Genomic DNA, 13295 nt, shown 5'->3' with positions numbered 1-13295 from the left:
TCTTCCTCATCTCCCTCATCTCTCTTCAATCTATGGGAATCACATCAAATTCGGTTTTTACGCGGACACCGACATCGGTTTCGGAGAAGTTATTCCGTTGTTGGATAGTAAATCCTAGACGGAGATTGGGTAAGAATCGGAAATCATAGAATAGTTCTAAAACGTCGGGATTTTCTTCTCCTTGATTATTTGATAATTCCTGACCATAGCCTAAACCTAGGCGATCGTTTTGGGTAAATACATCCAAAAAGCTAACGCCAAAACTATAGGTCGTCGCGGCTTCGTCAATCTCTCGGTTAATATACCGACCATAGCGACCAAAGATGCCCATATTCCAATCCGGGATAAAGTATTCAGCATTGAGACCATACGCCTCTTCCCGATCATCTTCTTCCAGTCCCACATTATTGTCCCCGCGTGCGATGGAGAAAATTTCGTTAAATCCTGTATCTGAACCCGCGTCGCGATCGGTGGCATAGGTGCCGCGAATAATGCCATTGCCATAGCGCAAACCCACTTCTCCAGCAAATCCATCTAAGGCAAAATCACCAATACTTCCCGATGATGAAAACGCCGCCGCTTTCGCTTCAATATTGTCAGTTAATGTCCAATTGACCAAGACGCCAGGACGAGAAGAAATTCCGGTGGCACTTAAGGCTGGATTGGTTTGAAAAACCGGATTAAAGAAATGGGTGACGCCATCTTTAGCAAAGCTATTGCGATCAAAGTAAGAGGTTAAATCGAGTTGACCGAGTACAAAACGCAAATTCGGCAAATCGGTAAACGGAGCGGTAGCAAAATAGAGTTCATTAATGTTTAATCCTTGGTTGGGAGAATCGGCTAAACCACTATCTTCGCTGGTTAAATCTAACGTAGCAGCAAATAGCGCCTTGGGAGTTAGAGGATAGACGCCAGCCAACCGCGCCCTCGCCACAGAGGAGTCACCCTGCACCACATAAGTTCCTTGGAACTGTAAGGTGGGATCTCGCAATGCTGTACTGCGTAGCAGGGAAGATGGGGGTTGATTGGGCTGAGTTGGGTCAAACTCCTGAGCCGGAGTCGCCACTGGAGGGGGCAGGTTTGGGTTAGGAGTACCGGGTACAACGCCTGGATTGGGTGAGACAAAAGGAGACTGTGCGACTGAATTCGTCCCATTCAATGGATTGACATTGGGATTAACCCGTGGAGGTAATGCGGCTTGCGTTGGCGGCTGGGTGTAAACCTGTCCTACACCTGGGTTATAGCCGTTAAAATTTGGGGAATTTGGGTTAACGGGTGCGGGTAAAAGAGCTTGATTTTGCGGTAAATAGGAAACCTGTCCTATACCTGGGTTATAACCGTTGAAACTTTGGGAATTTGGGTTAACGGGTGCGGGTAAAGGGGCTTGGTTTTGGGGTAAGGCATAAAATTGCCCTGCCCCTGGGTTATAACCATTAAAATTTTGGGAATTGGGATTAACAGGTGCAGGTAAGATGGCTTGGTTTTGCGGTAGGTAGGAAACCTGTCCTACACCTGGGTTATAGCCATTAAAATTTTGCGGATTTTGGTTAATCGGTACGGGTTGGACGGCTTGATTTTGGGGTAAGGAATAAAACTGTCCTGCACCGGGATTATAGGGATTAAACCCAACTGGAGTCTGAGTGGGTGGCATTGACCCAACTTGGGGCATTTGGGGAATGTAAGCAACCTGCCCCCCGCCAACGTTATAAGGATTTGCCCCCATCGGGACTCCCATGGGTTGTACTGGCACGAGGATAAAGGTTTGAGGCAGATAAGGAACTTGTCCCCCGGCTGGATTGTAGTTATTACCCCCTAGAGGCATTCCCATGGTTTGCACGGGAACCAAGATTACGGTTTGAGGCAGATAAGGAACTTGTCCCCCGGCGGGGTTGTAAGGATTTGCTCCCCCAGGAAAGCCCTGAGTTGACACAGGAATAAAGTTAGGAGTGGGGACAAAATACGAGGGTTGTCCTCCAGGTTGATTATAAGGATTGTTACCCATAACCGCCCCAGTACCGGGCATAGGAATAACCGTAGGCGTTTGGGTTCCATAAAGAGACTGTCCCCCAGGTTGGTTATAAGGATTGTTACCCATAGCCGCCCCAGTACCGGGCATAGGAATAACCGTAGGCGTTTGGGTTCCATAAAGGGACTGTCCCCAGGTTTGGGTATAGGAGTTGGGACTCATCCCCGCCCCAGTACCGGGTGTGGGGATGGTGTTGGGTGTTTGAGTAAAGGAAGAGGGCTGTCCCCAAGTTTGGCTGTAGGGATTCACGCCCTGGGGTTGCACATTCGGTGAAATGAGAGTGGGAAAGGCAGGAAGCTGTCCTGAGTTAGATCCCGTAGAACCCAGAGGAATAGAGTTTGTCGGTACAGGAAGGGGAGATGAATTTTGTAACAGAGTTGGAAGCTGCGCCACCTTTACGTCGAAGGTATCCCTAAACCGGACTGAGGTTTCAATGGCAAGGGGTTGGTTACAGGTGGTTGAATCGTGACAATTCTGATCAGAGGACAATTCGGGAGTCAGAGGGTCTTCCTGAATCGTCAAGGGTTGGTGAGCAGAGTTTAAAGCGAGTTCTGATAAACCCGACTGAGTTGATAGACTGGCTTGAATCGGGGGATTGGGGATGGGGGAAGCAATACGGTTGGAATACGCTCTAGTTTCTACGTCTTCTGTTCTTGCTGTTCCCCTATCTTTTGCCCTATCGATGGGGGCGGAACTATTGTCGTTATTTTGTTGTTCCTCGTGTCTTACTGGAACGGTTTGGTCAAGCGTTGCATTCGTTTTCGCCGCTATAGCATTGGGTTCAACAGCTACGACTGAAGGGTTAGAATTCAGGCTTGTCGATAGAGTAGTATCTCGTCTTGAGACATACTCCACCTTTTGGGCAGAGACGGACGCTGGATCTGGATGTTCGTTTAGTTCAGAACCCGGTTTATGCAGGCGATCGGCTTGATTCAGAGATAATTGGAAATCACCGGACGGTTTTTCTTCTCCAATATCTTGCCGATTGGCGACTTCTGAGCCAGGTAGAGTCGCCTGAGCGGGTTTAATTTCAAGTAATCCTAGCGTCCAGAAAACAATAAGTGATCCAATACTAAGCAGATTAATCCATAGCAGCGGCTTAAGCAAGCCGAATCGTTGAGAATCAGGGACTATTAAGTTCATTACCGGAGTTCGTTTGACCGATTGATGTTTGCCCTGCACCCTGTCGCCACTTTAGCAAAGGAATTAGTCCTTGGCGATTCATATAACCTTGGTTGAATGAAGGTTGAATCTTGTCTTATAGATAATGGAGGATAGCCAGTGACGCTTTTTGATTATAAACATCCACCTGCTTTAGCTAAAACCACTCGGTTACGTCTGAATTCCAGAAAATTGACAGGTCAATTCCCACCATATTTTTTTAGGGTACTCTTGGCGCAACCGTTCACCTACGAACTAATCCTCACCCGAAAATTTTGCCGAGTCAATGATAGTTGACTAAACAATTCAAGGGAGTTAATTCGAGAAACGTTTAGCTGTAAATAGAACGGTTTGGGCAAAGCCTGAATCCGTCCCCTAGTCATTTCACTCAAAGGTACAAGGCATTGAGCGCCCGAAGCCTTGAGTGACTATTCCTGCGCTCGTTGCCGAAACAGCGATCGCGTTCTCATCAACCTCCTTTGATCTGATCAAAGGTTCAATCAGCTAACGGTGTTGGCGAGTGCAACACTATAACAGATGCAGATACTTTGACTTTACCGAATGGGTACTCATTTCGTAGACCGTATTTTCACGGATTTTTCGCTTGAAGAGCGAAAATTGCACCCCTGACTCATTTCTAGCTAATCTGGCGATAGGTTCCCTCGGCTGTCATTTTTCATTCAGCGCGGGATGAATCACCAGTCCCTATCTAGTTTAATGCGTCCGTTAAGAGAGCCTCCATAACCTTTGGGGAATTGGAGTGGCAAGTGAGCATTCCTCTACAACTACGCCTTAACTTCTCAGTTTTAACATATTGAAAGAATTTGCCAAGGGGAATCAGGGGATAAGGCTTTAGCCTGGGTGTGAGTATCTGAACATACAATTCTGTTCACTTTACTAAGAAATGTTAACAAGCCTCAAACCCTTGCTGTTGCCTGTTACCTGTTGCCTGTTGCCTAATCTCCACCGTTAACTTTACTTTTGTCAGACTACTTAGTACATCTGGACGGGGGGAACTTCAGCTTAAAGAAGCGATCGCAGGGCAAGGGGATAGCCATTTTCATTTTACTTACGCCGATTTATCACACTCTCGTTGTCGATACTGCCATGTCTTTTGTCCGAGAGCTGGATTAGCTGGGGTGCGTTCAATCGTTTTAGATTAGAGGTAAGGATGTAATGATTCAAGAGGTCTGATTGTGGTCTTTGCTCAAACCAGTTCCCCAGATGTAGGAACAACTCGCCTCACGCTAGACGAGTATCGGGCGATGGAAGAAACCCACCCGGAACGTCATGAATACCGCAACGGTGAGATTATTACAATGTCGGGAGGTTCTGAAGCCCATAGTGCGATCGCTAGCAACTTATTAATTTACTTGGGGTTTTTGCTCAGAGATACCGATTTTCGTTGGTATAACAGCGACTTGCGAGTTTGGATTCCTGAATATCAGTGTGGGACTTATACTGATTTGATGGTGGTTAATGGCTTCCCAGAGTTCAATGGTGAGCGCAATGATGAAATTCTCAATCCTTTCCTGATTGTCGAAGTTCTATCGCCTTCTACGGAAGCCTATGATCGAGGTGAAAAGTTCAGAAAATATCGTTCTCTTGCTAGTTTTTGTGAATATCTGCTGGTGAGCCAAGCTGAACCCTACATTGAGCAGTATCATAATCTTGAGCCTAGCAGTAATGATCGCTGGCTGTGGCAAGTGTACTCTAACCTTGAGCAGGTGATCGTCCTGCACAGTTTAAACATAGAAGTTCCCCTGTCTGAAATCTATCGTCGCATTAATTTTTAAGGGTTATTTCGGCGGACATGATATCAAACCCTTACACTTACAAAGGACGAATGACAAATGACGAATGACGTAGCTTGCTTCTCGCTCTCGCGAGTTCTTCACCGTTCACGTTAATTATGTCCACCTACTTATAAGCTGTCATGCATTTAAATTGGGTATTAGTAGCGAGCAAGATGCTCGCACTACAAGGCTTTCGTCATTATTGACATTAAGGTTTAAATGCCGAACAGCTTAACCCAGCACTCTAATCTGCGATTAGAGTGCTGGAGGATGTCACGCGAAGGGAAACAACCAAACCCACCCCTATCAATCAACACTTAGAAAAATTAACGCCCAACTCCGACATAGCGGAACCCAGCGTCTTCTAACACTTTAGGATCAAGGAAATTACGACCATCAATTAAGACTGCATTATGCATCAGCTTTGCCATCTTGCCATAATCCAGACTCTGGAATTGTTCCCAGTCGGTGACTAATACCAAAGCGTCACAGCCATCTGCCAAGCGATCGGGATCACCTTCTACCTGCACCCCGGATATACCGTGACTCATCCCACTCGATGAAATAATCGGATCATAAGCCTTCACTTTTGCACCTAACCGATTGAGATTTTCAATCAGAATCAATGCGGGAGCATCGCGCATATCATCCGTATCCGGCTTAAAGGTTAATCCCAACAATCCTACTGTTTTACCTTTGAGGATTTTGAGTTCTTGCTGGAGTTTTTCCACCGCAATTAAACGCTGACGTTGATTGACACTTACCGCTGCTTTCAACAGTTGAGCATCAAACCCATAATCATCCGCTGTATGAATCAAGGCGGAGACATCCTTGGGAAAACAGGAACCGCCCCAACCAATCCCCGCTTGCAGGAATTTACCACCAATGCGAGTATCTAAACCAATCCCTTGGGCGACTTGAGTCACATCCGCGCCCACGCGATCGCAGATATTGGCGATTTCGTTAATGAAGCTAATTTTGGTGGCTAGAAAGGAATTGGAAGCATATTTCACCATTTCCGCTGAACTCAAATCCGTCACCACTACCGGAACCGGAGGTAGGGATTTATCTTCAGCAGGTTCCCGCTTCACAATCGGCGCATAGAGTTCCTGCATCATCGAAATAGCGCGATCGCTATTACTGCCCAACACAATGCGATCGGGGTTAAAGGTATCATAAATCGCTGATCCCTCCCGCAAAAACTCCGGATTACTCACCACATCAAACTCAACGCTTGTGTCTGACGTCGTACCTCCAGAGGACTTCTGGAGATCAGCGACACCATCCATGACAATCATTCGTACCCAATCCCCAGAACCAATTGGCACCGTTGACTTATTCACAATCACCTTATAGCCCCCATTCAGGTGATTACCGATCCCACGGGCTACGGCTTCCACATAGCGAGTATCACTTTCACCATTGGGTAATGCTGGCGTTCCCACCGCAATAAACAAAATCTCGCCATGAGCGACACCCCTCGCCAAATCTGAGGTAAACTCCAAACTGCCCGCATTACTGCAAGCTTGCATCAGTTCAGATAATCCCGGTTCATAGATGGGCGACTGCCCGGATTTCATTAATTTGACTTTTTCTTCATTGTTATCCACACAGATAACATGGTGTCCGATATGGGCTAAGCACACCCCGGTTACTAAGCCAACATATCCAGTACCAATAACACAAACGCGCATGAGCTGATCCTCTCTGGTAGATGGTAGGACTCAGGGCTATCTAGCGGATTAATTCGTGTGCTAGCAAGTCCCCTTAAGTTAATACTGTAGTCGCTTAACGGGAAACCAGGGAATCCCCTTCAGCCGTTAAGCGATCGCGGAAATCTGCTATTGTCGTTTTTAACCCCTCCTGTAAAGGTATAGTCGGTTGCCAACCCAATAACGTCTTCGCTTTCGTAATATCCGGACGGCGACGTTGCGGGTCATCTTTCGGTAAATCCTTAAAGATAATTTCTGTATCCGGATTGACCATTTGTTGCACCGCTTGAGCCAGTTGTAAAATTGTATACTCATCCGGATTCCCCAGATTAATCGGTCCGGTATGCTCATTATTCATCAACCGAATTAATCCTTCAACTAAATCCGACACATAACAGAAACTGCGAGTTTGTGAACCCTTGCCATACACCGTTAGAGGTTCACCCTTTAACGCTTGCACCACAAAATTACTCACAACTCGCCCATCATTTTCCAGCATCCGAGATCCGTAGGTATTAAAAATACGGGCGACCCGAATTTCTACACCATTTTGCAGATGGTAATCAAACGCCAGTGTTTCCGCCACTCGCTTCCCTTCGTCATAACAACTGCGGGGTCCAATTGGATTAACATTTCCTCGGTATTCTTCGGGTTGAGGATGAACTTCCGGATCACCATAGACTTCCGAGGTTGAGGCTAATAAAAATCTCGCCCCTATCCGCTTGGCTAACCCCAACATATAGAGGGTACCAATGACATTGGTTTTAATCGTCTTGACAGGATTGTACTGATAGTGTATCGGCGAAGCGGGACAAGCCAGATGGTAAATTTGGTCAACCTCGACGCGAATCGGTTCCGTAATATCGTGGCGAATCAGTTCAAAGTAAGGATGATTCAGCCATTTGACGATATTTCGCTTGGTGCCAGTATAGAAGTTATCCAGACAGAGAACTTCATGACCTGCTTCCATTAACCGATCAACAAGATGGGAACCAATAAAACCAGCACCACCTGTAACTAGAATTCTCATAGGTGTTTCAGAATAGTAACGATCGCGTAAGCTTAGTGGGGTAAAGTAGCAAGCTCTACCATGTTACATTGAAACTCATACTGGCAAGTCTTCGCCATGCTTAAAATCGCTTAATTCCTTTCAGGACGTGAAATTGAGACAAATTCAACGCCCAACCCCTGACAATCGCTCTTGCCTGTGGTTATGATATTAGTTGAACTTTCTTAACACAACTAGATCTTGGGCAAACCAACGCGGTTTAGGGTGCAGGATTTGAGCGTTGACGTGCCATACCTCAAGAGTTTTAGCTGATTCGCTAACAAAACTGCCAAATTTATTTTGGCTCAAAGGTTGTCGCTCGATCCTCACGGATCGAAGTGAGGCTGTAACCTGGCACAACGTTGCTGGGAGGTTTCTGAGGGGAATTTTATGGCAATTTTTCCGTCAGAGATATTAATTCGGTGCTTGATTTGTATCTACCTGCTTGAACTTAATTTATGCTGCTAGAGACCTTACACTCGCCAGAGTCTGTCCTCGCTCAAATGGATACGTTCAGTACCGGGAAATTAGAACTGTGGTTTCAGCCCGTTTATCAAACTCAGACTGGTGCGGTATTACACAATGAAATACTCCTGCGTTGGCGAGACGAAGCCGGAAATCTGCACTTACCCCAGGAATTCTTACCCACGTTGTCGGATAAAGGACAACTGCAAAAGGCTGATCGCGCCGTCATTCGCAAGGCGATAGAACTCTTAGCGGAACAGCCGGATCGATGCTTGTCGATTAATCTTTCAGGAGAGGGATTAAATAACTTTGAACTAATCGAATATATTGAAACACTTCTGGATCAGTCAGGAGTTGACCCCAAGCAACTGAGTTTTGAGCTAACCGAATCAACCATCGCCAAAGATTTTCCCACAATTCGGGCATTTGTCCGCGAACTCAAAAGTCTCGGTTGTGCGATCGTTCTGGATAACTTTGCCAGTCGCGAATTAACGCTGTTTCAATGCCAACAACTAGCGGTTGATTTGGTTAAAGTGGATGGTCAACTCATCCAACGGCTAAAAACAGAACCGAGTAGTCGTGTCTTAACCAAAGCCATTCTCGAAGGCATTCAGGCGCTGAGTCAGGTGGCGGCTAAATTTGTCAGCGATGCGGTTACCCTCTCACTGGTGGAAGAAGTCGGGATTGACTTAGTTCAAGGACACCATCTTAAAACCCCTAGTCCAGCACCCGATTGGACGGAACTGGTTCGCCCTGAAGAGGAACAGGATTCACCCACGGCTGAAGTCCAAAAATCTACTCAATCCTGGCGTTTCCTGGTGGGAACGGGGTTTGTGGTGCTGGGATTAGGGGCAGTTGGTGTGGGGATTGCCTCCATTGGCTATCGCCTCAGTCACTTAGTTGTAGACGGTAGCACGATTAACGGGCGAATTGTGCGGCTACAAGCGCCAACTACGGGAAATATTCAAGCATTTTACGCCCAACCCGGGGTGGTTGTGAAATCAGGACAACTTCTCGCCCGGATTAGCCAAGAACCCAGTCCCCAAGAACAAGAAGCCCTACTCCGCCTAGAACGCGCCCAAGAACAAGAACAAATCCGCAATCAGCTTGAAAGTCTCGAATTACAAGGACAGATTCAGGTGAATGCAACTCAGCTAGCATCGGCGAAACAGTCCCTAGCATTACTGAAAACGCAGTTACAGCAGCTAGAACGTCGAGATCAGGCGGTGCGCCAAGTGGATGTAGAACTGGGCTTAGAGTCGATTAAAGAACAGCAAGCTGTAGTTCAAGGGGCACAGGCAAAAGCTGAAGCTGCCCGATTAGATTACCAACGGTATCAAACCCTATTAGAAGCAGGGGGTGTATCCGCACAGGAAACCGATCAGTTGCGCTTAGTCTGGCAATCGGCACAAGCCGAAGTCCAACAAGCCCAATCTGTCTTGGATGCGACGCAAAAGGCAGTCAATGCTGCCCAAGCGGGTATTGCTCGCAGTAATCGCAATAATATTATGGGCGGGGTTCTGTCCGATCAACGGATTAGTTTGCAGCAGACGATACAACAGCAATCGGTCGTGGTAAATACGATGGAAGCTCAATTGGCAAAACTCAAGCAGCAGCTAAATAACAGCCAGTCTCTCCAAAAAAATGCCCCTTCTCTGGTTAATGATCTCAAACAATTACAAAGCGAACGGAAAGTGCAAAATGTGTCAGCGCCCTTTGCGGGTGTTGTCTACACAGCGGAACGGGAACAAGGCGAACAGGTTAATCAGTTAGAACCAATTGTTACGTTGCTTGATTGCAATAATCTGTGGGTAGAAACCGTGGTTAGCGCTGAACAAGCTAGTTCAATTAATACCGATAAACCTGTGACTGTAGGGTTAGCAGGTTATGCCAAAACTGTCAAGGGTGAAATTGACCTGATTCAGCCAATTAGTAATATGCAGCAGCTTAATAAGTTGACCCAGGTTCAAGCCCTACAGCCTGCGATTCCGCCTAAATTAGTGGGACAACCGTTGACGCGGATTACTGTGCGGATTCCACCGCCGCCGCAACATGAGAATTCCCAACAGTTCTGTGGATTGGGACAAGCAGCGAGGCTAACGTTTCCTAAGAAACTTTTTGGTAATCGTTGAATTGGGATTTATATCTCAATTTTTTTTGTCTGTATTCCCTTGATTGCAGGTTTATAGGACTTACGCAAAGGCTCTATAGGTAGGGTGTGTTAGCGTAGCGTAACGCACCTTAACCAATATATAAGTGGGTGGACACAATTAAAGTTAACGGTTGAGATTAGGGAACAGGGAACAGGGAACAGGGAACAGTAAGGGTTTGAGGACGATTTGCCAAACTTAATACAGTACCGTTTTCTTTTGTCCGACTACTTATGGTGTGGCTGCGTAAGTCTTGGTTTAGTTACATCTTTTGTGAGGTAAAACATGATAACCGTAATCTCACTCGGTCAGGGCGGGTTTAGTTACATCTAGGTGAGGTGACAAATGATAGTAGTGAAACCCGCCCCTACACACAATTAAAGACGCGCCATGGCACGTCTCTACATCCAAAAACTCTATGACTCGACTATTTCGTTGGCAAAACATCTCGTCCTATCTCAATTGGTTCGCCCTGCTGTGTCTTTCCGCCTTCGGTTTTATTGGCTTCTACCTGCTGCGTAACCCAGAACAATTAGACCTATTAGGCATATCCGGTTTAATTAGTATGGGGCTGATCGGCATTTGGCGATGGTCATGGTGGGCGCTGCAAGTGATTCGTTCTCGGATTTATCTACATTGGGTTTTTCCCCGGTGGCGCAAACAAGCCGATCGCATTCCCCTTGACAAGTTACCGCCTGTTTGCTTATTAGTCCCAACCTATAAGGAAAAACCTTGGATCACGGAACGAGTCTTCCGAGTCATCGCCCAAGAAGCCCAAAGCCTCTCTCACCCCCTGACGCTGCTAGTTACCAGTAGCAGTGATGAGGAAAATACTGCCATCTTAAAGGTACTTAAATCCGTTGATCCGGAACTCAGTTGTATTCGCCTAATCCAAATGGTACAAACCGGGGAAGGGAAGCGCAAAGCCATGGCGGATGGGTTACGAGAATTAGCGCGTTTAAATCTACCCCAAAATGCCGTTGTTGGTTTAATGGATGGCGATTCTGAACTGACACCTGGAACCTTACGTCGCTGTTTGCCATTTTTTCGCCTATTTCCCAAAATGGGGGCGCTGACAACAGATGAGTTACCCATTGTTGAGGGATCGTATCTATTTTCTGAGTGGTTACATTTACGCCTATCCCAGCGTCATTATCAAATGTGTTCTGTGTCCCTGTCGCAAAAAGTGATGTGTTTGACGGGACGCTTTTCTCTATTTCGGGCGGAGGCGGCGCTGCATCCCACATTTGCGGATCAGTTAGAACTGGATACGTTGGATGATTGGTTGTGGGGACAGTTTAAATTCCTTTCCGGCGACGATAAAACCACCTGGTATTGGTTACTGCGCCGGGGTTACGATATGTTGTATATCCCCGATGTGATTGTCTATTCCATTGAGACGATTTCTGGGTCATTAATGGATCGCGCTTACCAGAATATGCGCCGCTGGTATGGGAATATGTTGCGGAACAGCGATCGCGCGATCGGATTGGGTCCAGGTAAGGCGGGATGGTTTATGTGGTATTGTCTCCTGGATCAACGGATTAGTTACTGGACGACTCTAATAACGCCGGGTTCGTTATCAATTTGTTTAGTTCAAGGGTATTGGTTAGCCGCTGGACTAATTCTATGTTGGATTCTTTGTACTCGACCGATAATTTTAACCATCATTTTCTGGGGACGACAATCTCGGCTTAAACCGATTCATTTACCCGTCTTTTTAATCGCCCAATGGAGTTCCTGTATTATCAAAATCTGGACTCAGATGAACCTTGCCCAACAAAAGTGGTCGAATCGAGGGAATCAAAGTATCTCCGCCGCCGGATCAGGTTGGGAACGGTTAGTGAAAGTAAGTGTGTCTCGTTTTCTTTATGTCTCCCAGTTATTTGGCTTTGTGATTATTTTATGTTGGTTTGCCAGCCTGCTCAGTCCCTTGCAAGATGTGGCAGGTTTATGGTCAAACAGTAGCTGGGCGATGAGTCAATCGGTTCCCCCTCAAATTATTGAAGCGATTGATCATGGAATTATTCCCAATGATGGTAAAGATGATGCCAAATCCCTCCAGGCGTTAATTAATCGTCTGTCTGGTGAAGACCCAGTACAGATTAATTTACCCATTGGTGAAATTGATTTATTTTATCCCATTGAAATTAATCGCAGTCACACGATTATTAAAGGGCAAGGAATGCGGCGAACGATTTTACAAGCGCATATTAGTGAAACAGAGACAGAAGCTGTTCTGGTCATTCGACCCCATGAACATCCTTTGACCGAAAAAGCGGAGTCTGATCAGAATCAGATTCAGGATATCCATTTGAGCGGGTTTACACTCCGGGAAAAATCGCTCAATTCAACTGAAAATATATCTGCTATTGGCAGTATTCTTTTGGAAAATGTAGTCAAATCATCGTTAAAAAATCTTGATTTATCCAACAGTAGCAATCGTGCTTTAATTCTGCGTAATACGGAGGATGTAACTGTCGAGTATGTGTTGCCAGAGACAGCTTTCAAGAAAAAGGAATAAAAAGAATCTGATTTTCGTATTCTTCAGGCTGACTACATCAAGTCCGGGCAATCGTCTGATCAGCTAACACAATATGGCTCCGTTAAAGTTTTCGTCATTGGACTTACACAAAAACTCTATGTGTAGGGTGTGTTAGCGTAGCGTAACACACCTTTGCCACGATATGTGGTGTAGCGACGTAAGTCCTGCGTCAGTCAAAAGACGCACTTGATATCAACTCACTGGGTATTGATGGCGAGTAAGGAGACGTTGCCTCAGATTAACCAACTTATAGTTGTGAGCCAGTTCCTGTCTGTGCGGTTGAACTTTTTGGCGACTAACATGATTTTTTTGGGATTTTGACTTGACAAAGTGGCTCAAAAGGGTAAGCTAATGAGCAATTGTATATTGTGAATCCTTAGTAGGGGTAGCGT

6 protein-coding genes are annotated in these 13295 nt (G+C 46.1%); 3 read left to right on the top strand and 3 right to left on the bottom strand.

Annotated features, from left to right (window positions below; all coding sequences use genetic code 11):
* Positions 1–25 precede the first annotated feature (25 nt).
* Positions 26–3169: a hypothetical protein gene (locus RIG66_RS03955; RefSeq protein ID WP_446375414.1), complete on the bottom strand. Its 3144-nt coding sequence runs from the start codon at positions 3167–3169 to the stop codon at positions 26–28.
* A gap of 1214 nt (positions 3170–4383) precedes the next feature.
* Between RIG66_RS03955 and RIG66_RS03950 the strand changes: the two genes are divergently transcribed.
* Complete coding sequence (locus tag RIG66_RS03950) at positions 4384–4983, top strand: Uma2 family endonuclease (protein ID WP_446375412.1); 600 nt, start codon at positions 4384–4386, stop codon at positions 4981–4983.
* Between the two features lie 326 nt (positions 4984–5309).
* Here RIG66_RS03950 and RIG66_RS03945 read toward each other — a convergent pair whose 3' ends face one another.
* Together RIG66_RS03945 and RIG66_RS03940 are read right to left on the bottom strand one after the other, a co-directional pair.
* Positions 5310–6677, bottom strand: coding sequence for a UDP-glucose dehydrogenase family protein (locus tag RIG66_RS03945; RefSeq protein WP_446375410.1), 1368 nt, complete (start codon positions 6675–6677; stop codon positions 5310–5312).
* Between the two features lie 94 nt (positions 6678–6771).
* Positions 6772–7725: a UDP-glucuronic acid decarboxylase family protein gene (locus RIG66_RS03940; protein WP_446375408.1), complete on the bottom strand. Its 954-nt coding sequence runs from the start codon at positions 7723–7725 to the stop codon at positions 6772–6774.
* A gap of 476 nt (positions 7726–8201) precedes the next feature.
* Here RIG66_RS03940 and RIG66_RS03935 point away from each other — a divergent pair, with 476 nt between their 5' ends.
* The gene (locus RIG66_RS03935; RefSeq protein WP_446375407.1) at positions 8202–10340 is read left to right on the top strand and encodes an EAL domain-containing protein; all 2139 of its coding nucleotides are present in this window, start codon (positions 8202–8204) and stop codon (positions 10338–10340) included.
* 436 nt (positions 10341–10776) lie between these two features.
* Positions 10777–12882 (top strand): glycosyltransferase, encoded by a 2106-nt coding sequence (locus RIG66_RS03930; RefSeq protein WP_446375405.1) that lies wholly within the window; start codon positions 10777–10779, stop codon positions 12880–12882.
* The last annotated feature ends 413 nt before the right edge of the window (positions 12883–13295 follow it).

The organism is Coleofasciculus sp. E2-BRE-01, from assembly GCF_040221695.1.
Lineage (GTDB): Bacteria > Cyanobacteriota > Cyanobacteriia > Cyanobacteriales > Coleofasciculaceae > Coleofasciculus.
Note: the sequence above shows the minus strand (reverse complement) of the source record. Positions and strands in the feature narration are given on the sequence as shown.